We start from the raw sequence: 21,237 nt of genomic DNA on the forward strand, positions 1-21,237 counted from the left end.
CTGACCCATCGCAGCTCATGCGGGGCACCGGATCGCCCCGCACCGCCCGTGGACAGGTTCGTCGTCGCGGGCCGGCGACCGTCAGGATGAGCGCACGAGGAGGCCCACCCATGCGAATCACCGAGGCCGATGCCGCCGCCATCCCGGCCATCACCGCCATCTACAACGACGCCGTCGAGCACACGACCGCGATCTGGAACGACCAGACGGTCGACGAGGCCAATCGCGCCGCCTGGGTCGCCGAGCACGAGCAGGCCGGCTTCCCCGTGCTCGTCGCGGTCGATGACGACGAGGTGGTCGGTTACGCCACGTTCGGGCCGTGGCGTCCGCACGACGGCTACCGCTACACCGTCGAGCACTCCGTCTACGTGCGCAGCGATCAGCGCGGGCGCGGCCTCGGCCGGACGCTCATGGTCGAGCTGATCGACCGTGCGCGTGCCCTGGGCCTGCACGCGATGGTCGCCGGCATCGCGTCGGACAACCTCGGCTCGATCCGCCTGCACGAGAAGCTCGGCTTCCAGACGGTCGGCATGCTCCCGCAGGTGGGGACCAAGTTCGGCACCTGGCTCGACCTCACCTTCCTCCAGCTCACGCTCGACGACCGGGAGCGCCCCGAGGACGCGGAGCGCGGCGAGAAAAGGTAGTCATATGGTCGGCCGAGGCTCTCACGGAGGTCGGCTCACCATATGACTACCTTCTCCAGCAGGCACCACATCACCTGAGCGGCACCTCCGGCGCCGGCCCGGCTCAGTCCTGTGTCACGCCGTCGGCCGCCCCGCGGGCGCGCGCGTAGCCCCAGCCGACGAGCAGGGCCGAGACGACGGTCAGCACGAGGCCGGCGACGGTCACGGCCTCCCGGAACTCGCCGGTCTGGGCGGCGCTCCAGGGCGCGACGGCGATCGACCCGCTGAACAGCGCCGCCAGGATGGTGCCGGGCACCGCGATGCCCACGGCGGACGCGACCTCGGTCGAGGTGTCGGCGAGCGCGGCGCCCGTCGAGGTGCGGTCGGCCGGGAGCCCCCGCATCACGTTCGTGCCGGCGACCACACCGACCACCCGCATCCCCGCGGAGACGAGCACGAGGGCGAGCGCGACCCAGCCGTAGCCGAAGCGACCCAGCACGGCGTACACCGCGAGGCCGGCCACGACCACGAGGGCGCTGATCCAGGCGGACCGCTCGAGCCCCAGCCGCTTCATCATCGGCGTGATCACCGCACCGCCCGCGATCAGCACCACCACCTGCGGCAGCATGCCGAGGGCCGCGAGCGCCGGCGCCCATCCCCAGTCCAGCTGGAGCTGGAGCGTGACGAGGTAGCCGATCCCCGCCGTGGCCAGGCCCGAGGCGGCCTTGTAGGCGAGGCCGCTCGAGACCAGCGGGCGGGCCAGGAGGGCGAGGTCGAGCAGCGGGTGGTCGGCGCGGCGCTCGCGCACGACGAACAGCACGAGGGCGAGGACGGCCCCGGTGCTCGCCGCCCATGCCGCGGCGGAGGCGGCGCCGCGATCGACGAAGAGCGTCGGTGCGACGAGGGAGAGCACGATGGCCGCGGTGCCGAGCGCGGCACCGGCCAGGTCGGCGGGGGCGCGGTGCAGCTCGGCGGGGTCGTCGGCGGCGATCCCCGAGCGGACCCCGACGAGGGCGAGGATCGCGATCGGCACGTTGACGAGCAGCAGCACCTGCCACGGCGCGACCGCGAGGACCAGCCCGCCGGCCGTCGGCCCGATCGCGAGGCCCACGATCCCGACCGTCGAGATGAGCGTCATCGCACGCACTCGCAGCGCGTCGTCGGGGAACAGGCGGAAGGCGAGCGCGAGCGACCCTGGGGTGGTCATCCCGGCGGCGACGCCCATCGCGACGCGCACCGCGATCAGCTCGCCCGCGGTCGAGACGAACGCCGTGGCCAGGCTCGCGAGCCCGAGCAGCACGAGGCCGACGAGCATGACGCGCCGCCGCCCGACGCGGTCGGCGAGGGCGCCGAGCGCCAGCATCGGCCCGCCGAAGACGACGGCGTACGAGCCGGTGACCCACTGCAGCGCGGTGGTCGAGGCGTTCAGCTCGCGCCCGATCGTGGGGAGGGCGACGTTGAGGATCGAGCTGTCGAGCATCTCGAACAGGAAGACGGCCGAGAGGCCGGCGAGCGCGACCCATGCCTCGCGGAGCGAGGCGGGTGCGCGACGGGAGGCGGAGGAGTCTGAGGAGCGGGCGCCGGGTTCGGGTGCCACGATGGTGTTGTCGGAGGACATACCTCTACGTTAAGTAACTAAACTTAGTGACTCAAGGGAGTGTGACGCGCATGCCACGCACCGATCCGCGCGGAGGGGCTCGCACGCGCGCCCGGATCCTCGAGGCTTCGTCCCCGCTGTTCCTCGAGCACGGGTTCGACGCCGTGACGGTCGCGCAGATCGCGAAGGAGGCGGGCGTCTCGAGCGTCACCGTGTTCAACCACTTCCCGCGCAAGGAGGACATGTTCCTCGACCGGGCCTTCGACGCCGACGAGCTGCTGCGCGCGGCCGTGCGCGACCGGGCGCCGGGACGCGACGTGCTCGACGCCCTCGAGGAGCTGTGCGCTCGTCTCGCCGACGAGCGCCATGCGCTCTCGGGCCTCGACCCGCGCTCGGTGCCGTTCTTCCGCACGGTCGCGGGCTCGGCCGCCGTGATCGCGCGCGCCCGCCAGATCGCGGCCGATCTCGCGGCGGCCCTGGCCGAGGAGATCACGCAGACGAGCGCCTCGCCGAGCACCGCCGCCCGCGGCGTCGCCGCGCCTGGCGACACCGCACCGAGCGACACCGCGCCCGGCGACACCGCACAGAACGACCCCCGGCCTGGTGGGACCGGGCCTGGCAACACCCAGCCGAGCGGCGTGGCGCCCGAGGGCGAGGAGGCGCCCGCTCCCTCCGGGGCCGCCGCAGCATCTCCGACCACGACCACGACCACATCCCCGAGCGGGGACGGCACCACCGCCGAGGCCGAGCTGCTCGCCGCGCTGTTCGTCGCGGGCTATGCGGCGGTGCTCACGGGCACCGCGCGCCGGCGCCTGCGGGACGCGCCGACGGACGAGGTCGACCCCGCGCTCGTGGAGGACCATCGCGTGCGGCTCGGCGCGCTGTTCACGATGCTGCGGAGCGGAGCGCCGGCTCACCACGGATGACACACGTGCCCGCCTGCGGACCGTGATCTCGTGACCACGGTCCGCAGGCGGGCACGTGCGGGCGACAGCGCCACCGGGTGAGCGACCGCGGCGCCACCGTGCGGGTGACAGCGGCACCAGGTGGGCACCAGCGCCGCCAGGTGGGCGACACCGACTGAGCGACCGCGCCGCCGCGGGCTTTCCTCGAGTGCCCGCGGCGCCTCAGCGCTGGTTGAGGCTGTCGATGAACGCGGCGAGGTCCTCGCGGCTCACGTTGCCGATGCCGGTGAGGCGGCCGATCGGGATCTGCTCGGCCATCTTGCGCATCTCGGGGTCGGCCATGAGCCCGATCGAGGACATGAACGACTCGAGCTTCTCCTCGCCGCCGGGCATCTCCGCGATCTCGAGCGGCGTGGTCGCGCCGGTCACCTCGGGGATCGTCTCGTCCCCGGTCACCTCGACGTCACCCTCGAGGCGCAGGTCGCGGCTCGAGGCGCCGACCGCCACGTGGTAGGTGCCGCCCTCGACGGCCCAGCCGTGCAGGGCCACGCTCCAGTACTGGAGGTCCGCGTGCGCGAGCGTGAGCTCGACCCGCTCGGAGGCGCCGGCCTCGAGCTCGACCTCGGCAAAGCCCTTGAGCTCGCGCGGTGCGCGCGCAACCTTCGAGCCGGGCACCGACACGTAGGCCTGGACCACCTCGCGGCCGGCCCGCTCCCCCGTGTTCGCCACGGTGAGCGCGACGTGGATGCCGTCGTCGTCCGAGGAGAGCTCGAGGTCGGAGTAGTCGAACGTCGTGTACGACAGCCCGTAGCCGAAGGGGAACTGGACGTCGAGGCCGCGTGCGTCGAAGCCGCGGTATCCCACGAAGAGGCCCTCGCCGTACTGCACGCGCGAGGCCTCCCCCGGGAAGTGCAGGAACGAGGGCACGTCCTCGAGACGCAGCGGCACGGTCTCGGCGAGCTTGCCCGAGGGGGTGACGGCGCCGAACAGGACGTCGGCGACGGCCTCGCCGCCGGCCTGGCCCAGCAGCCAGGTCTCGAGCACGGCGGAGGCGTCGAGCAGCGCCGAGGGGAAGCGCACGGCAGATCCGTTGGACAGCAGCACCACCACGCGGTCGTTGACCTTCTGGATCTCCTGGAGCAGCGCGACCTGCTCCGCGGGAAGCTCCATGTCGGTGCGGTCGTAGCCCTCGGACTCGACGTCCTCCCCGAGCCCCAGGAACACGAGCACCGTGCCGGCGTTGCGGGCGACCTCGACGGCCTCCTCGACGAGCGCGGAGTCGGCCTTGTCCCCGGGCACGAAGCCGCGCGCGAAGGGCACCTCGGTCCCGGTGGCCTCGCGGATCGCGTCGAGCGCGCTCGAGAGCCGGGTGGGGATGACGTGCGAGGAGCCGGCGCCCTGGTAGCGGGGCGTCTGCGCGAAGTCGCCGACCACGGCGACGTCGGCGTCGGGGGCGAGCGGCAGCGTGCCGTCGTTGGTCAGGAGCACGATCGCCTTGCGTGCGGCGTCGCGGGCCACGGCGTGGTGCTCGTCGCGGTCGTAGGCGGCGTCGGGGTCGGCGTTCTCGGCGCTGCGGAGGATGAGCGCGGCCACCCGGTCGGCGGCGCGGTCGAGGGCGCCCTGGTCGTAGTCGCCCGCGGCGACGGCGTCGCGCAGGTCCTGCTCGGCGCCGGTGTCGGCGGGCATCTGCAGGTCGAGGCCGGCGGCGACGGAGGCCGGGCGGTCCACGACGGCGCCCCAGTCGGAGACGACGACGCCCTCGAAGCCCCACTGGTCGCGCAGCACCTCGGTCAGCAGGTGGTGGTTCTGGGAGACCAGGGTGCCGCCCACGGAGTTGTAGGAGCACATGACGGTCCACGGCTGGGAGCGCGTCACGACCGAGCGGAACGCGCGCAGGTAGATCTCCTGCTTCGTGCGCTCGTCGACCTCGACGTCGACGCGCATGCGGTCGGTCTCCTGGTTGTTGAGCGCGAAGTGCTTGATGGAGGTGCCGACGCCCGCGTCCTGCATGCCGTCGACGTAGCCCACGGCCATCTCGCCCGCGAGGTGGGGGTCCTCGGAGAAGTACTCGAAGTTGCGGCCGCACAGCGGCGAGCGCTTGATGTTCATGCCCGGGCCGAGCACGACGGACACTCCCTCGGCGCGGGCCTCCTCGGCGATCGCGGCGGCGACGGCGCCAGCCGTGCGGGGGCTCCAGGTCGCCGAGAGGCCGACGGCGGGCGGGAAGCAGGTGGCCTCGACGGAGTCGTTGAGGCCGAGCATGTCGGAGTCGCCCTTCTGGGTGCGCAGGCCGTGGGGGCCGTCGCTGACCATCACGTCGGGCAGGCCCTTGTCGGGGAAGGAGTGGAGGTGCCAGAAGTCCTGTCCGCCCGTGAGCGCGATCTTCTCGTCGGTGGTGAGGTCGGCGGCGGGGCCGGAGCTCTGGTCGTTCACGGTGATCTCCTTCGATGCTGGACGTGAGTCCTGCCGACGGTACCCGTGGCCCGGCCGGGCGGCGCACCGCGCCGACGGTCGGACGTGCCCGATCGGTGCGGTGGGATCAGCGCCTCAGCGCCGCCACTGGTACGGCGTGGTCGTCGAGACCCTGCGCAGCCCCGAGCGCTCGAGGATCGGCCGCGAGTGCTCAGTCGAGTCGGAGTGCACGAGCGTACGGCCGAGGGCCAGAGCGGCCCGGGCGCGGGCGGCGGTGAGCGCCCGGTAGATGCCGCACCCACGGAACGCGGGCAGCGTCGCGCCGCCCCAGATCCCCGCGAAGTCGGTGTCGGGGACCGGCTCGAGGCGTCCGCCGCACACCATCTGCCCCTCGGTCTCGGCGACCCAGAGCTGCATGCCGTCCGGGCGGTCGCGCTCGCGCGCCAGGCGGTCGATGAGGTCGCGCGCGCGGTTCTCGTCGCCCTCGTCGCCGAAGGCGCGATCGACCATGAGGCTCACGGCGCGCACGTCCTCGGGCTCCGTCGCCCGACGGATGGTCACCCCGGCCGGGGTGGGCGCGTCGGCGAGCGCGGTGAGCGGGCCGATCATGATCGACTCGGGCTCCTCGGCGCGGAAGCCGCGCGCCACGAGGGCCTCGTGCAGGCCCGGGGCCCGGTCGTGGCCGCGGGTCTTCCACTCCACGCGCACGATCGAGCCGTCGGCCCGGAAGTGGTCGAGGGCCGCGTCGACCAGGCGGGCGATCTCCTCGGCGTCCGCGCCCGCGAGGTCGCGGTAGGTGACGAAGCCGCGCCCGCCCGCGAACGTCACGAGCCGCAGCGGGCCGCGGCGCTCGACGGCCAGGGCGCTCGGCGTCTCCGCGTCGGTGCGCAGCTGCTCGTCGTAGGCGCGAAGGTAGGCGGAGACGTCCGCGGGCCGCTCGGTCATGCCTGGAAGCATGCCCGAGCGGCCCGCGTCCGCGCGAGGGGATTTCCGTGCGGCCCCGTCCGCCACCGTCGCCCGCCACCCGGGGCACAGCGGCACGGGGCGCGGCGGCCCGCAGACCGCTCACGCCCGGGGTCAGGCGGCGATCAGTCGGTTGAGCTGCCGCGCGGCGTCGCGTCCGGCTCGGCGCCCGCGCCCTCGGCGCCGACCGCGGCGAGCTCGGGCTCGCGGGTCGGGATCACGCCGTCGGAGAGCGAGGCGACCATGTCGTCGTACTCGTCCATCGCAGCCCGCGGGGGTCGCGGCGTGATGAGGGAGATGACGATCGCGAGCACGAGGCACACGACGAAGCCGGGCAGGATCTCGTAGAGGTGCTCGCCGCCGAAGAGGTCCCAGCGCACGTCGGGGCTCTGGTAGTTCGTGACGTCGCCGTTCCACAGCGGGGCGATCGTCTTGTACCCGCCGCCCCACCAGAACGCGACGGCCGCGCCGGCGACCATGCCGACGAGCGCGCCGGCGGCGGTCAGCCGCCGCCAGAACAGCGACAGGATCACGATCGGGCCGAACGCGGCGCCGAACCCGGCCCACGCGAACGACACGAGGCCGAGCACCGAGCTGCCCGGATCGAGCGCCAGCAGGAGCGCGACGATCGAGACGGCGAGCACGCCGATGCGGCCGCCCCACAGCTTGCCCTGGGGGCCGAGCTTGATGCCGACGCCGCCGACGAGATCCTCGACGAGGGCCGAGGAGGTCACGACGAGCTGCGACGAGATGGTCGACATGATCGCCGCGAGCACGGCGGCCAGCAGGATGCCCGCGATCAGCGGGTGGAACAGGATCTGCCCGAGGTCGAGGAACACGGACTCGCCGTTGGTGGTGTCGGTCAGGTGCTGGTCCTGGTGCTGCTGGAAGTAGGCCAGTCCCGCCATCGAGGTGAAGATCGCGCCGAGCACGCACAGGATCATCCAGGTGAGCCCGATGCCGAGGCCCCACCGGGCGTCGCGCGAGGAGCGCAGCGCCATGAAGCGCACGATGATGTGGGGCTGACCGAAGTAGCCCAGGCCCCACGCGAGCGAGGAGATGACGCCGACGGCGGTCGCACCCGCGGTCATCGAGGCGAAGGTGTCGTTGACCTCGCGCACGGAGGCGAACATCTCGGCGGGGCCGCCCACCACGAACATCGCCGTGACGGGCACCGCGATGAGCGAGACCAGCATGATCAGGCCCTGCACGACGTCGGTGTAGGTCGCGCCGAGGAAGCCGCCGAACAGGGTGTAGAGGATGGTCACGCCGGCCACGAGCAGCATGCCCACGAGGTAGGAGCCGCCGAAGGAGGACTGGAAGAACACGCCGCCGGCGACCATGCCGGAGGACACGTAGAACGTGAAGAACACGAGGATGACCAGGCCCGCGGCGAAGCGCAGCAGGTGGGTGCGGTCGTGCAGGCGGTTGCCGAAGAAGCTCGGCACCGTGAGGGAGTTGTTGGCGATCTGCGTGTACTGGCGCAGGCGCGGGGCGATGAAGAACCAGTTGAGCGCCGCGCCGGCGGTCAGGCCCACCGCGATCCAGGCCTCGACGAGGCCTCCGACGTACAGGGCGCCGGGCAGGCCCATGAGCAGCCAGCCCGACATGTCGGCGGCGCCGGCGGACAGCGCCGCGGTGAACGGGTGCAGGCTGCGCCCGCCGAGCATGTAGTCCTCGCCGTCGTCCGTCTTGCGGAAGGCGTAGAGGCCGATGGCGAGCATCGCGAGGAAGTAGACCGCGAGCGCGATCAGTTTGAAGACGAGGTCCGAGCTCATTCGTGGCTCCTGCTCTTCAGGGCGGCTCTCGGGCCGCGGTGAGGATGCACGGCCGGGGTCGGCCGCGGGGCGGACGTGCGCTCCGAGTCGGCCGCTGGTGGGGGCGGCGGTCCGACGCTGACGCGGGAAAGGTGGCCTGCATGAGGCGTGGGCCACACTATCGCGTGCCCGTCCGTGCCCCCGACGGTTCGCGCAAACCGTGACCGCATCGTCATCCGGGCAGCGGCTCGCGGGAGCGGGGAGCCGCGCCGGGGAGGGGCGCGCCCGGTCGTCGTGCCTGTCCCCGCGTCCAGTGGCAGCCCGCCCGGTCCCCAGGCAGGCACCTCGGCGCGACAGGTGCCGGCCGCGGGGCCTGCCCTGTGCTCGTGCCTGCTCGCGGACCGTGGGCGAGCGATCACGGTCCGCACCGGGGCTCACACCGGCCCGGTCACGCGCCCGCTGCGCCCGTCAGCCCTTCACGGCGCCCGAGGAGGTGTTCATGATCCGGCGCTGGAAGATGAAGAAGACGAGGGCCACCGGGACCGTCATGAGCGCGGCCGCCGCGAGCTTGAGCGGGTACTGGCTGCCCTGGGACAGCTGGCCCGAGGCGAGCTGGGCGACGCCCTTGGTCAGCGTCGTCAGCTCGGGGCTCTGGGTGGACACGATGAAGTGGTTCATCTCGTTCCAGGAGCCCTGGAACGAGAGGATCACGATGGTCATGAGCGCCGGCGTCGCCATCGGCAGCACGATCGACCAGAAGGTGCGGAAGGTGCTCGCGCCGTCGATCTTCGCCTGCTCCTCGATCGACCGCGGGATCGACTCGAAGAAGTTCTTCATGATGAACACGCCCGCCGCGTCGGCGAGCAGCGGCAGGGTCATGCCCGCATAGGAGTCGTACATCCCCAGGGTGTTCAGGACCAGGAACTTCGGGATCAGCAGCACCACCCCGGGGACCGCCATGACGGCCACGAGCAGCGCGAACACGACGCCGCGACCGCGGAAGTCGAGGCGGGCGAGCGCGTAGCCGGCGAGCGAGTCGAAGAAGACGCGCCCGAGCGTCACGATGATCGTCACGATGAAGGAGTTCTTGATCCACAGCGGGAAGTCCGAGTGGGCGAACAAGCGCGTGTAGGCCGCCGCGGTCCACGTCTCGGGGATCAGCGAGAGGGGGTTGGAGGCGGCATCCGGCTCGGTCTTGAAACTCGTCGCGATCTGCACGAGGAACGGGAAGATGTAGACGACCGCGACGATCAGCAGCACGACGTACGTGACGAGGGAGCCCGTGCTGAACGCCCCGCCCCGACGGGAGCGACGCCGAGGCCCGGAACCGGCGGCCCCGCCCGCGTCCGTCGTGCCCGTGCCGGGAGCGGCGAGGCCCGTGCTCGCGCCGACGGGTCCGATGGTGCTCTCGGCGCTCATGCGTGCGCTCCGTTCTGCGTGCCGCGGCGGCGGGAGCCGAGCCGGCGGCGGCGGGGCTCGTCGCGCTCGCGCAGCACGAGGCGCTGCAGGAGCGTGAGGGCCACGATGATGAAGAAGAGGATGAACGAGATGGCCGCGCCGTGCCCCCACTGCTGCTGGTTCAGGGCGGCGTCGAAGGACAGGTAGGCGGGCGTGAGCGTCGTCTTGGACGGCCCGCCCTGGGTGCCGACGTAGATCTGGTCGAAGACCTGCCAGGTGCCGATCAGACCCAGGGTGAGCACCGTGAACAGCGTCGGGCGCAGCTGCGGGACCGTGATGCGGAAGAACCGCTGGACCGTGCCCGCCCCGTCCATCATCGCGGCCTCCTCGACCTCGGGGTCCAGAGCCTGGAGCGCGGCGAGGAACAGCAGCATGAACGTGCCGGAGGTCGTGAACACCGCCATCAGCACGAGGGCGGTCATGGCGATGGACGGCCCGGCCAGCCAGTCCCAGCCCGAGAGCCCCAGGAAGCCCGGCTGGGACAGGGCGGCCGGTGCGGCGTCGACCCCGAACCAGCCGAGCACGACGTGCAGCAGGCCCCGCGGATCGTTGAACCAGTTGGGTCCCTTCACGCCGACGAAGGAGATGACCTTGTTGACCACGCCGGCCGAGGAGAACAGGAACAGCCACAGCACGGTGATCGCGACCGAGCTCGTCACCGAGGGGAAGTAGAAGGCGGTGCGGAAGAATCCCTTGCCCCGCAGCACCCGCTTGTTGACGGCCACGGCGAGCAGCAGCGCGAGGATCGTCTGGAGCGGCACGACGAGCAGCACGTAGTAGGCGTTGTTGCGCAGGGCGGTGCCGAAGTCCCGCTGGGCCAGGCCCTTCTCCCCGAGGATCTGCCCGTAGTTGCGGGCGCCGACGAAGCTCACGCCGGACGCGAACGGGCTGCCCCGCCCGGTCCAGTCGGACACGCTCACCCAGGCGGCCATGATCACCGGGACCACGAGGAACAGGCCCAGGATCACGATGACGGGAAGGGTGAAGACCCAGCCGGCGGCGGCGTCGCGGCCCGCGCGGCGGCGGAGGCTGACGGCCATGGGGACTCCTCTCGGGGACGGTGGGGACGGCGGACGCGACGCGTGCGTCCGCCGTCCGGAGGCGGGATCAGTCGAGGGCGGCTTCGAGGTTGCTCTGCACCGTGCCGAGGATCGTCGCCGGATCCTGGCTCGCGAGGGACTCGAGCTGGGAGTTGAGGTCCGCGATCACGTCGGAGACGCCGGCCTGGGAGGGGATGTTCTTGGCGTACTCGGCACCGGCGCTGAAGGCCGCGAGATCCGGGTACTGGGCCGACCAGTCCGCGGCGGCCGCCGTGAGCGACGGCATGACGCCGAAGGCCTTGGCGAAGGCCATCTGCTGCTCCTTGGAGGTCAGGAACTCGACGAGCTTGAGCGCGTCGTCCTGGTGGGAGGAGTCGGCGGCGATGCCCCACGCGTTGGTGAACTGCAGCGTGGCCTTGCCGGCGGGGCCCGCCGGCAGCTCGGCCACCCGGTAGGCGACATCGGGGAAGTCGGCCTCGAGACCGCCGGTGATCCAGTTGCCCTCGATCGTCATCGCGCACTGCTTCTTGCCGAACGCCTCGCCGCCCCAGCCGGCGCCGAGGTCCTTGGCGAACTTCATGGTCCCCGCGCCCAGGAGCGACTTGACGTAGTTGAGGCCCTCGACGTTCTGGGCGGAGTCGGCGGTCGCCTTGCCGTCGGTCACGAGCTCGCCGCCGGCCTGGGCCATGAACGCGCCGAGCCGCGCGTACTCGCCGCTCACGGCGAGGCCCACGACATCGCCCTGGGTGAGCTTCTGGGCGACGGCGGTCAGTCCGTCCCAGTCGGTCGGGAGGTCGCCGTCGCCCAGGCCCGCGGCCTGCCACAGCTCGGTGTTGATGATGAGGGCGAGGGTCGAGAAGTCCTTGGGCGCGCCGTACTGCTTGCCGTCGAGCGTGAAGGCCTCCATGAGCGCCGGGTAGAAGTCGTCCTTGTTCGAGAGCCTGTCCCCGTAGGCCTCGAGCGACCCGTTGGAGGCGAAGCCGGCGAGGGAGTCGGAGGACAGGTAGAACACGTCCGAGGGCTTGCCCGAGGCGAAGCCCTGGGAGAGCTGCTGGGCCAGGTCCGAGGCGGCGATGACCTTGGCCTCGGTGCCGGAGTCCTTCGACCAGGCGGCCACGGCGTCCTGGACGGCCGTGGTCTCGGCGTCGCCGGAGGAGCCGATGAGCACGCTCAGGCCGCTCGAGCTGCCGCCGCCGTCCGAGCCGCCGTCGGACGAGTCGAAGCCGCTGCCTCCGCATGCGGCGAGGCCGAGGCCGAGGGCGGGAGCGGCGGCGAGGGTGCCGAGCACGCGGCGCCGGGTGACGGGTGAGATGCGGGTGGGGGTCATGACTGCTCCTGAGGTGAGGCGATGGGCCGGACGGGATCGGTGAGGGTGGTCGGGAGGCGGCGCGCGGCGTCAGGTCGCGCGGCGACGATGCACGACCGGCGTGAGCAGGTCGGTGGGGTCGGAGGCCGGGGAGGCGCCGGGATGCTCGATGCGGTGGATGAGCAGGTCGACCATGCGGCGGGCGGCCTGCTCGACGGGCTGGTCGACGCTCGAGATGCCGACGGCCCGCGCGATGGGGGTGTCGTCGAAGCCGACGACACGGTCCATGACGTCGTGGCGGCCGAGCGCTCGCATGCGGGCGATCGCACCGAGCGCGAGCGAGTCCGAGACGCACACGAGGGCGTCGGCGCCGGCGGCCACGAGCCGCTCCGCCGCGCCCTGGCCGTTCTCGAAGCTGTCCTCGACCCGGTCGACGAGATCGGGCACGTGACCCAGGTCCTCCATCGCGGTGACGTAGCCGTCGAAGCGGTCGTCGCCCGCGCCGGAGCCCTCGGGCCAGCCCATGAACCCGATGCGGCGCGCCCCGTCCTCGGCGAGGAGGCGGGTCGCGGCGTCCGTCCCGGCGCGGCCGTCGATGTCGATCCAGTCGTGGTCGCGCGTCGTGGCGGCGTCGATGCGCCCCCAGGGGCGCCCGAAGCAGACGAAGGGGATGTCGTGCTCGAGCAGCCAGTCGGCGCGCCGGTCGCCGTGGTTGGTGGAGGTCAGCAGGAACCCGTCGAGCGCGTTGGTGGCCCGCAGGTCCTCGTAGGCGGCGATCTCGGCGGCCTCGCCGTCGGCTGCGAAGACGAGGAGGGCGTAGCCGCACTCGTGAGCGCGCGCGGTGAGGGCGTGGAGCAGGCGGTCGAGGATGGAGCCGTTGATGCCGTCGGTCGTGTCCTGCATGCGGAAGCCGAGCAGCCGCGAGCGCCGGGTGCGGAGTTGGCGGGCCGCCGCGCTCGGGCGGTAGCCGACGCGCTCGATCTCCCCCCGCACGGCGGAGCGGGTGGGCTCGGCGACCCGCTCGGGGCTGTTGAGCACGTTCGAGACGGTCTGCCGTGAGACCCCGAGGGCGCGGGCGATCGAGTTGAGCGTCGGCGTGGCGGTACCGGTGTCGGCCGGGGCGTTCACGCGGCGGCCGGCGGGTACCTGCTCGCCGCTCGCGGTCCCGTGGCCATGCTGGCTCTCCTGGCCCATGGCTCGTACCTCCTGTCCCGTCCTTGCGACGTCCCACGGTGCGACACCGCGAGGACTCCGTGGCATTTGATCGTTCAAACGCGGTTGCGCTCGAGAATTTGATCGATCAAACTGTGGATGCGCCCATCGTCAGCCGCTGATGCGGGCCTGTCAAGCACCGCCCGGCTCCCGCCGGGCGCCACCCCCGTCCGGAGGAGTCCGTTGACCGCGCAGCAGCCCTCGCCCGCCACGCCCCCGGACGCCTCGGCGTCCCTCCCCGGCGGCCTGCCCCCGAGCATCCATCCCCTCGAGTTCCACCAGCCGTTCGTGCACGACCTCACCGGGGTCTTCAACGCCCCCGTCCAGGCGTGGTCGCTGCCCGACGGGTCGATGCACGGCTCCGGTGCCCACGGGATCTACGCGGGCGACACCCGCATCGTCTCGCGCCTGACCGTCGAGGCCCTGGGCGGTCAGCTCTCGCCGCTCCCGGTGCAGGTGGTCTCGGCCCGCGAGGTCGTGCACACCGACGCCGTCTCCCTGCTCGACGGCACCGTCGACCCGCTCCTGCTGCTGCGCCGCGCTCGCCGCGCCGATACCGACGGCGTCACCGAGACCCTCACGCTGACGAGCGCGGACCCGCGCCCCCGCGCGCTCTCGCTGCGCGTGCGTCTCGGCGTCGACGACACCTCGATGTCGGCGGTCAAGGACCCCCGGATCCTGATCCAGCGCACGTCTCCCCTGCCGTCGGTGACGGTCGATACCGCCTCGGGCACCGCCCGGTGGGTCTTCGGCCCCCGTGCGCACGCCGCTCTGCGCACCGACGTCCCGATGTCGGCCACCGACAGCCCGTGGGAGATCGAGCTGAGCGTCGAGCTGCACCTGGACGGCCCCGGCTCGGTCGAGGCGAGCTGGCGCCTCGAGGCGCAGGACCCGTCGCTGCCCTTCGCGGCCCCCGCGCCGTCCGCCGTGCTCGGCGCCGCCGCCGAGCGCGCCCGCGCGGCGAGCCGCGGCGCGGACGACCCCGAGCGGCGCGCCGTCGCCGATCTTGTGGCACGCTCCCTGGGCGATCTCGATGCTCTGCGCCTGCGTACGCACGAGCACGCCGACGAGGTCTTCTACGCGGCGGGCGCGCCGTGGTTCTTCACGCTCTTCGGCCGTGACGCGCTCATCGCCGCGTCCCTCGCCCTGCCCGTCGATCCCGAGATCGCGTGGGGCACCCTGCGCACGCTCGGCGCACGGCAGGGCAGGGTGCGCGACCCCGAGACGGCGGAGCAGCCGGGCAAGATCCTGCACGAGGTCCGCGCCGAGGGCATGGACATGGTCGACTCCCACCTGCCGCCCGTCTACTACGGCACGATCGACGCGACGCCCCTGTGGATCGAGCTGCTCCACGAGGCGTGGAGCGCCGAGACGGCCGCGGGGTCGGACGAGGCGACCCGGCGCGCCGCGGCGCGCGTGCGAGTGCTCCGGCCCCAACTTGAGGGCGCCGCGACCTGGCTCCTCGAACATGCCGACGCCGATCGCGACGGGTTCCTCGAGTACATCGACGAGTCGGGGCACGGCCTGACCAACCAGGGCTGGAAGGACTCCGGCGACTCCGTCCGGCGCGCCGACGGGTCGCTCGCCGAGGGCAGCATCGCGCTCGCGGAGGTGCAGGGGTACGCCTATGCCGCCGCGCTCCACGCCGCCGAGCTGTTCGAGGGCCTCGACGACGGTCCGAGGGGCAGCGCGGGAACGGACGAGACGGCGGCGCTCCCGGCGCGTCTGCGCCTCTGGGCCGCCGAGCTGCGCGAGCGGTTCCGCGCGGCGTTCTGGTGCACCGACGAGCTGGGGCCCTACGTCGCGCTCGCCCTCGACGGGTCCAAGCGGCCCGTCGACGGTGTCGCCTCGAACATGGGCCACCTGCTCGGGACGGGGCTGCTCGACGCCGAGGAGGAGGCCGTCGTCGTGCGCCGCCTCCTGCATCCCAGCATGTTCTCCGGGTACGGGATCCGGACCCTGTCGACGACCAACGCCGCCTACTGGCCGCTGCGGTACCACGGCGGGAGCGTCTGGACCCACGACACCGGCTACATCCTGCGCGGCATGCTGCGGGCGGGCTTCCGCGACGAGGCCCAGGTGCTCGCGCGGGGTCTGCTCCGGGCCTCGGAGGGCTTCGACCGCCGCATGCCTGAGCTGTTCGGCGGGCAGGCGGCCGACGAGGTGTGGCCGCCCGTGCCCTACCCGGCATCGTGCCGCCCGCAGGCGTGGGCCGCGGCGACGGCGGTGACGGTCGCCCAGGCGCTCGACGCGCTCTGACGGGCACGCTCGAGGACGAGCCGCGGCCCGGGCGGCGCTGCGGCTGGAGCGGGGCCCGGCACGCGGCTGGGGCGGGGGGCGCTGCGGCGCCTGAAGCCGGGGTGGTGCGGCGCACTGGCCGGACGCCCGCCGTTCGAGCCTGCTGGCGGACCATCGGAAGCCCACCACGGTCCCCCAGCAGACCCGACACCGAGGACCGGCCATGGCCTCGCCGTCAGATCCCGCTCCCGGACCGTCGGGAGCGCATCACGGTCCCCCAGCGGACTCGTCCATCGCATCGCCCGCCCCGGACCCCGAGCGCTGCGGCGCGCCATGACGGGCGCGGTGGGTGAGCGGTGCCCGCTCGCGCTATTCGCCGGCGCGCGGCGGCTCGGGGTGGCGACCCCGTTCCGCGAGGCCGTGGAGATCCACCTCCGCGCGGCCCTCGAGCACGTCGAGCGCCCGCAGCGCTCGCGACGCGCCCCAGGTGCTCAGCAGGTGTGCGTCCTCGGGACCGACGAGCGCCCAGTCGTCGAGCTCGGCGGCCTGCAGGCGGATCCGCGCGCGCAGCTCGGCCTCGGGCATCACGCCGGCGTCGAACACGAAGTGCACGCCCATCGGCGCGGAGTTCGCAGCGCGCGACGGCGCCCAGTCCAGGGCGAGCAGGCGGCCGATGGAGAGGTCGAGTCCGAGCTCCTCGATCACCTCGCGGTGCGCGCACTGCCGCGGGTCCTCCCCTGGGTCCACGCCGCCACCGGGCAGCAGCCAGTGGTCGCGGTAGTTGGGCTTCTCGATGACGAAGCGTCCGGTCTCGTCGCGCAGCATCACGGCCCCCGAGGAGATGATCTTCGGCAGCCCTGCGAAATACACCGGATCGGGCAGCAGCTCGTTCATCCCGTCATCCTGGCACGCCGACGCCGCTGGACGTCCCCCGGGCCGACATCCCCGGGCCAACGTCCCGCGCCCCGATCCTGCATCCCGATCCCCAGCCCGACCCTTCCCGCAGTCGGACCCTGCCGCAGCCCGACCCGCACCCGCACCTGCACCTGCACCTGCTGACGCTCCTCGACCTCCGAACCCCTCCCGAGCTCTCCGTCGGCCCTCGACCCCCGGGCGAAAGACAGCTGACGGCACCTATCAGACGCGATAGGTGCCGCCAGGTGGCAATGGGTCGGCGGCGGGGCGACCCCCGCAGAACCGGGCCGCGGGGCGACCCTACGGAACCGGGCCGCGGGACAGCCCCACAGAACCAGCCGCGGGACAGCCCCACGGGGCCAGGCCTCGGCCCGGCCCGGCCCGGCCCGCGAGGTGAGACGCCCCCCGGGCCGGACGTCAGCCGTACAGCTCGTTGACGTCCTCGTCGACCCAGTCGTAGGTGCGCTCGACGGCCTTCTTCCACAGCCGCAGGTAGCGCTCGCGGGTCGCCTCGTCCATCGTGGGCTCCCAGCGCTTGTCCTCGGCCCAGTTGTCGATGACGTCCTGCTCGCCGTCCCAGAAGCCGACGGCGATGCCGGCCGCGTAGGCGGCGCCGAGCGCGGTGGTCTCGATGACCTGGGGGCGCACGACGGGAACGCCGAGGATGTCGGCCTGGAACTGCATGAGCGTCTCGTTCTTGACCATGCCGCCGTCGACCTTGAGCTCGCTCAGCTCGACCCCGGAGTCCGCGTTCATCGCGTCCAGCACGTCGCGCGACTGGAACGCCGTGGACTCGAGCGCGGCCCGCGCGATGTGGTTCTTGTTGATGTACCGGGTGAGGCCGACGATCGCGCCGCGGGCGTCGGACTTCCAGTACGGGGCGAACAGGCCGGAGAAGGCGGGCACGATGTAGCAGCCGCCGTTGTCGTCGACCTTCTTGGCGAGGTCCTCGATCTCGGGCGCGTCGCTGATGAGCCCGAGGTTGTCGCGGACCCACTGCACGAGCGAGCCGGTCACGGCGATCGAGCCCTCGAGGGCGTAGATCGGCTTGTTGTCGCCGATCTTGTAGGCGACCGTGGTCAGCAGGCCGTTCTCGCTGCGCACCAGCTCCTCTCCGGTGTTGATGAGCATGAAGTTGCCGGTGCCGTAGGTGTTCTTGGCCTGGCCGACCTCGAAGCAGGCCTGGCCGAAGGTCGCGGCCTGCTGGTCGCCCAGGATGCCCGCGATCGGGGTGTCGATGAGCAGGCCCTGCTTGCGGCCCGTGCCGTAGACCTCGGACGAGGAACGGATCTCCGGGAGCATGGACAGCGGGATGCCCATGTCGCCCGCGATGTCCTCGTTCCAGTCGAGGGTGTCGATGTTCATGAGCATCGTGCGGGAGGCGTTGGTGACGTCCGTGACGTGCACGCCGCCGTCCTTGCCGCCCGTCATGTTCCACACGAGCCACGAGTCGGTGTTGCCGAACAGCAGGTCGCCCTTCTCGGCCTTCTCGCGGGCGCCCTCGACGTTGTCGAGGATCCACTTGACCTTGGGGCCCGAGAAGTAGGTCGCGAGCGGGAGGCCCACGCGCTCCTTGTACTTCTCGGCGCCCTCGTCACCGGCCAGCTCGTCGCAGATCTTCTGGGTGCGGGTGTCCTGCCAGACGATCGCGTTGTAGACGGGCTCGCCCGTCGTCCTGTCCCACACGACGGCGGTCTCGCGCTGGTTGGTGATGCCGACGGCGGCGAGCTGGTGGCGGTTGATCTCGGCGCCGACCAGGGCGTCGCCGACGACGCTGCGGGTGTTCCGCCAGATCTCGGCGGCGTCGTGCTCGACCCATCCGGCCTTGGGGAAGATCTGCTCGTGCTCGCGCTGGCCGCTGGCCACGATCTGGCCGGCGTGGTCGAACACGATCGCGCGGGTGGACGTGGTCCCCTGGTCGATCGCGAGGATGTACTTCTGGTCGTCGTTCATCGAAACTCCTTCGTTGCGGATGGCGGTGGACTGCGGTGGGTGGAGGGGACGGCGGGCACGCGCCGAGGGTGCTCTCGGGGCGCGCCCGCCGTCCGCCGTCAGATGAAGGCCTTGGCGGCGAGGCCCGCGAGGATGCCGCCGACGGCGGGCCCGGCGATCGGCACCCACGCGTACGACCAGTCCGAGCCGCCCTTGTGCGGGATCGGGAGGAGCGCGTGGGCGATGCGGGGACCGAGGTCACGGGCCGGGTTGATGGCGTAGCCGGTGGGGCCGCCGAGGCTCGCGCCGATCACGACGACCAGCAGGGCCACCGCGAGCGGGCCCAGGCCCGAGGGCGTCCCGCCGAACAGGATGATGATGAACACCAGGATGAAGGTCGCGATGACCTCCGTGACGAAGTTCCATCCGTACGAGCGGATCTCCGGGCCGGTCGAGAACACGCCGAGGATCTTGCCCTCGTCGGTCTCGGCGTCGAAGTGCTTCTTGTAGGAGAGCCAGCACAGCACGGCGCCGAGGAAGGCGCCGATCATCTGGGCGACGATGTAGGCGATCACGTTGCCGAAGGTGGCCGGGATGGCGGGGAGGCCCGCGGCGGCATCCCCGGGATACAGGTCGCTGCCGTTGACCAGCAGACCGAGCGTGACGGCCGGGTTCAGGTGGGCACCGGTCTTGTAGGCGACGTAGACGCCCGAGAAGACCGCGAGCCCCCAGCCGAAGCTGATCATCAGCCAGCCGCCGCCGAAACCCTTGGTCTTGGTCAGGATGTTGTTGGCGACCACGCCGCCGCCCAGCAGCAGCAGGACGGCGGTGCCGACGATCTCGTGAAGGAAGATCACTCCCATGGGTACTCCTCATCGAGTAGGGCGCCCCCGGGCGGGCGACGCCGGTGGCCGAGCGGACGGTGGTCCGCTCGGTCGCAGGGGGGAATCCTCCCTGACCTGCCATGGCATGCACACGGCATGCCGACGGACGTGTCCGGGCACGGCCGCCCGGACACGGGCTCAGACTCCCGGCCCCACCTGCGGGACCTCGGGCACGCGCGACGCGGCCGTCTCGGCGGCGGCGTCGTCACGGGTGCGCTCGCCCTCGAGGCGGGCCTCGATGAACGCGCGGTAGGTGTCGATCTCGAGCCGGGTGCGCTCGGCATCCCAGTCGAGCTCGGGGCCGATGAGCGCGGCCACCTCTTCGGCGGCGCCGACGCCGCGGTCGCTCACCTCGTAGTCCAGGCGCATCCGGCGCGTCAGCGCATCGGACAGGTGGCGCACGCCCTCGGCGCGTGCCGCGTACAGGGCCTCGGCCCGCAGGTAGCGCGGGGCGTGCTCGAGCGGGCGTCCGAGGGAGGCGTCGTCGTCGATGAGGGCGAGGACGTCGCGGAGGAGGGCGCCGTAGCGCATGAGCAGCCGGTCGACCCGGACCTCGTCGAAGCCGTAGGAGCGCGCGATCTCGGCCTTGGAGGCGACGAGCTCCTCGTAGCCCTGGGCCCCGATGACGGGCACCGAGGTGGTCAGTGAGGGACGGCCCGCGAAGTCGTCCTTGATCGCGAAGTCGACGACGTCCTCGGCCATCACCCGGTAGGTCGTGTACTTGCCGCCCGCGATCGCCGAGAGGCCGGGCTCGACGGCCATGACCGTGTGCTCGCGCGAGACCTTGGTCGACGAGCTGGACTTCTCGCCCTTGCTCACGGGCTGCAGCAGGGGGCGCAGGCCCGCGTAGACGCCGATGACGTCGTCCCGGGTCAGGTCGCTCGTGAGCACGGCGTTGGCGTGCTCGAGCACGTAGTCGATGTCGTCGCTCGTGGCCGCCGGGTGGGCGACGTCGAGCTTCCACGGGGTGTCGGTCGTGCCGATGATCCAGTACTCGTCCCACGGGATGATGAACAGGACGGACTTCTCGGTCTGCGTGATGATGCCCGTGCTGGGCGCGGCCGGGATGCGGTCCTTGGCGACCGTGATGTGGACGCCCTTGGACGCGAGCACCTCGAGCCCGGTCTCGGCGCCGGCGAGCTCCTGCTGGTCCTGGGTCCAGACGCCGCCGGCCAGGATGGTCTGGCGGGCATGGACCTCGAACTCCTCGCCGCTCTCCTCGACCCGCACGCGCACGCCGATCACGCGGCCCGCGTCGTCGTGGAGGTAGGCGGTGACGGTCGTGTAGTTGGCGACGGCGGCGTCGAGCTGCGCGGCGGAACGGGCGAGCATGGCGACGAACCGCGCATCGTCCACCTGGGCGTCGTAGTACTCGAGGGCGCCGACGATCTTCTCGCCGTCGAGAGCCGGGAAGACCGTGAGCATCTTCTTCTGCAGCAGGTGGCGGTGCACGGGGACCGCGCGCTTGCGGCCCACGGACTGCATCGCGTCGTACAGCGCGACGCCCGCGCCGATGTACGAGCGGTCGATGACCTTGCGGAAGAACGGGAAGACGAACGCGATCGGCTTCACGAGGTGCGGAGCCGTGTGGGTGAGCAGGAGGTCGCGCTCACGCAGGGCCTCGGCGACGAGCTTGAAGTCGAGCATCTGGAGGTAGCGCAGGCCGCCGTGCATGAGCTTGGACGAGCGCGACGAGGTGCCGTGGGCGAAGTCGCCGGCCTCGACGAGGCCGACGGACAGGCCGCGGGTGGCGGCGTCGAAGGCGGCACCGGCGCCGGTCACGCCACCGCCCACGACGAGGACGTCGAGGGGGGCGTCGGCAGTCGCGGCACGCAGACGGTCGAGGTGCTCGCGGCGCGCGGCGGGGCTGAGAGCGGAACGGTTCGTGGACGGCACGGGAGCTCCTTTGCATCGGTGGTCTCGTCCGGGGCCCCCGGCGGTCGAGGACGGTGGTTCTGCCTCGGCCGATGGGACGTTCGTCCCCGTGACGGATGA

Annotated in this window: 15 protein-coding genes; 3 read left to right on the forward strand and 12 right to left on the reverse strand. The window is 72.3% G+C overall.

Annotated features, from left to right (window positions below):
• Positions 1-110 precede the first annotated feature (110 nt).
• On the forward strand, positions 111-644 hold the full coding sequence (locus tag BRM3_RS02525; RefSeq protein WP_263594535.1) for a GNAT family N-acetyltransferase: 534 nt from the start codon (positions 111-113) through the stop codon (positions 642-644).
• A gap of 103 nt (positions 645-747) precedes the next feature.
• Here the strand turns inward: BRM3_RS02525 and BRM3_RS02530 are convergent, their stop codons facing one another.
• Complete coding sequence (locus BRM3_RS02530; protein ID WP_318152432.1) at positions 748-2,241, reverse strand: MFS transporter; 1,494 nt, start codon at positions 2,239-2,241, stop codon at positions 748-750.
• Positions 2,242-2,291: 50 nt separating this feature from the next.
• Between BRM3_RS02530 and BRM3_RS02535 the strand changes: the two genes are divergently transcribed.
• Positions 2,292-3,146 (forward strand): TetR/AcrR family transcriptional regulator, encoded by an 855-nt coding sequence (locus BRM3_RS02535; RefSeq protein WP_263594536.1) that lies wholly within the window; start codon positions 2,292-2,294, stop codon positions 3,144-3,146.
• Between the two features lie 201 nt (positions 3,147-3,347).
• Here BRM3_RS02535 and BRM3_RS02540 read toward each other — a convergent pair whose 3' ends face one another.
• From BRM3_RS02540 to BRM3_RS02570, 7 genes are all read right to left on the reverse strand, one after another.
• A complete protein-coding gene (locus BRM3_RS02540; protein ID WP_263594537.1) occupies positions 3,348-5,558 on the reverse strand; it encodes a glycoside hydrolase family 3 C-terminal domain-containing protein in 2,211 nt (736 codons plus the stop codon).
• A gap of 114 nt (positions 5,559-5,672) precedes the next feature.
• The gene (locus tag BRM3_RS02545; protein ID WP_263594538.1) at positions 5,673-6,482 is read right to left on the reverse strand and encodes a GNAT family N-acetyltransferase; all 810 of its coding nucleotides are present in this window, start codon (positions 6,480-6,482) and stop codon (positions 5,673-5,675) included.
• A 143-nt stretch (positions 6,483-6,625) separates the two neighbouring features.
• Positions 6,626-8,278, reverse strand: a complete 1,653-nt coding sequence (putP, locus tag BRM3_RS02550; RefSeq protein WP_263594539.1) for a sodium/proline symporter PutP — start codon at positions 8,276-8,278, stop codon at positions 6,626-6,628.
• A 447-nt stretch (positions 8,279-8,725) separates the two neighbouring features.
• Positions 8,726-9,676 carry a carbohydrate ABC transporter permease gene (locus BRM3_RS02555; protein ID WP_263594540.1) on the reverse strand — a complete coding sequence of 317 codons (951 nt, stop codon included), beginning with the start codon at positions 9,674-9,676 and terminating at the stop codon, positions 8,726-8,728.
• The gene (locus tag BRM3_RS02560; RefSeq protein WP_263594541.1) at positions 9,673-10,755 is read right to left on the reverse strand and encodes a carbohydrate ABC transporter permease; all 1,083 of its coding nucleotides are present in this window, start codon (positions 10,753-10,755) and stop codon (positions 9,673-9,675) included. Before BRM3_RS02560 ends, BRM3_RS02555 begins: the two co-directional genes overlap by 4 nt.
• A gap of 67 nt (positions 10,756-10,822) precedes the next feature.
• Positions 10,823-12,082: a sugar ABC transporter substrate-binding protein gene (locus BRM3_RS02565; protein ID WP_263594542.1), complete on the reverse strand. Its 1,260-nt coding sequence runs from the start codon at positions 12,080-12,082 to the stop codon at positions 10,823-10,825.
• A 69-nt stretch (positions 12,083-12,151) separates the two neighbouring features.
• Complete coding sequence (locus tag BRM3_RS02570) at positions 12,152-13,255, reverse strand: LacI family DNA-binding transcriptional regulator (protein ID WP_263594543.1); 1,104 nt, start codon at positions 13,253-13,255, stop codon at positions 12,152-12,154.
• Positions 13,256-13,456: 201 nt separating this feature from the next.
• Here BRM3_RS02570 and BRM3_RS02575 point away from each other — a divergent pair, with 201 nt between their 5' ends.
• On the forward strand, positions 13,457-15,532 hold the full coding sequence (locus BRM3_RS02575) for a glycogen debranching N-terminal domain-containing protein (RefSeq protein WP_263594544.1): 2,076 nt from the start codon (positions 13,457-13,459) through the stop codon (positions 15,530-15,532).
• A 348-nt stretch (positions 15,533-15,880) separates the two neighbouring features.
• Here BRM3_RS02575 and BRM3_RS02580 read toward each other — a convergent pair whose 3' ends face one another.
• From BRM3_RS02580 to BRM3_RS02595, 4 genes are all read right to left on the reverse strand, one after another.
• A complete protein-coding gene (locus tag BRM3_RS02580) occupies positions 15,881-16,405 on the reverse strand; it encodes an NUDIX domain-containing protein (RefSeq protein WP_263594545.1) in 525 nt (174 codons plus the stop codon).
• A gap of 438 nt (positions 16,406-16,843) precedes the next feature.
• Complete coding sequence (gene glpK, locus BRM3_RS02585; protein ID WP_263594546.1) at positions 16,844-18,379, reverse strand: glycerol kinase GlpK; 1,536 nt, start codon at positions 18,377-18,379, stop codon at positions 16,844-16,846.
• 98 nt (positions 18,380-18,477) lie between these two features.
• Positions 18,478-19,221, reverse strand: coding sequence for an MIP/aquaporin family protein (locus BRM3_RS02590; protein WP_263594547.1), 744 nt, complete (start codon positions 19,219-19,221; stop codon positions 18,478-18,480).
• 159 nt (positions 19,222-19,380) lie between these two features.
• Entirely contained in the window at positions 19,381-21,138 is a 1,758-nt protein-coding gene (locus tag BRM3_RS02595; protein ID WP_263594548.1) for a glycerol-3-phosphate dehydrogenase/oxidase, read from the reverse strand.
• Positions 21,139-21,237 lie beyond the last annotated feature (99 nt).

The organism is Brachybacterium huguangmaarense (assembly GCF_025725725.1).
Taxonomy (GTDB): domain Bacteria; phylum Actinomycetota; class Actinomycetes; order Actinomycetales; family Dermabacteraceae; genus Brachybacterium; species Brachybacterium huguangmaarense.

Bases quoted from the DNA above. Each gene is read 5' to 3' on its own strand.
- BRM3_RS02545 (WP_263594538.1), bottom strand. From the start codon at position 6,482: ATGACCGAGCGGCCCGCGGACGTCTCCGCCTACCTTCGCGCCTACGAC.
- BRM3_RS02555 (WP_263594540.1), bottom strand. From the start codon at position 9,676: ATGAGCGCCGAGAGCACCATCGGACCCGTCGGCGCGAGCACGGGCCTC.
- BRM3_RS02525 (WP_263594535.1), top strand. From the start codon at position 111: ATGCGAATCACCGAGGCCGATGCCGCCGCCATCCCGGCCATCACCGCC.
- BRM3_RS02570 (WP_263594543.1), bottom strand. From the start codon at position 13,255: ATGGGCCAGGAGAGCCAGCATGGCCACGGGACCGCGAGCGGCGAGCAG.
- BRM3_RS02590 (WP_263594547.1), bottom strand. From the start codon at position 19,221: ATGGGAGTGATCTTCCTTCACGAGATCGTCGGCACCGCCGTCCTGCTG.
- BRM3_RS02565 (WP_263594542.1), bottom strand. From the start codon at position 12,082: ATGACCCCCACCCGCATCTCACCCGTCACCCGGCGCCGCGTGCTCGGC.
- BRM3_RS02580 (WP_263594545.1), bottom strand. From the start codon at position 16,405: ATGAACGAGCTGCTGCCCGATCCGGTGTATTTCGCAGGGCTGCCGAAG.
- putP (WP_263594539.1), bottom strand. From the start codon at position 8,278: ATGAGCTCGGACCTCGTCTTCAAACTGATCGCGCTCGCGGTCTACTTC.
- BRM3_RS02530 (WP_318152432.1), bottom strand. From the start codon at position 2,241: ATGTCCTCCGACAACACCATCGTGGCACCCGAACCCGGCGCCCGCTCC.
- BRM3_RS02560 (WP_263594541.1), bottom strand. From the start codon at position 10,755: ATGGCCGTCAGCCTCCGCCGCCGCGCGGGCCGCGACGCCGCCGCCGGC.
- glpK (WP_263594546.1), bottom strand. From the start codon at position 18,379: ATGAACGACGACCAGAAGTACATCCTCGCGATCGACCAGGGGACCACG.
- BRM3_RS02535 (WP_263594536.1), top strand. From the start codon at position 2,292: ATGCCACGCACCGATCCGCGCGGAGGGGCTCGCACGCGCGCCCGGATC.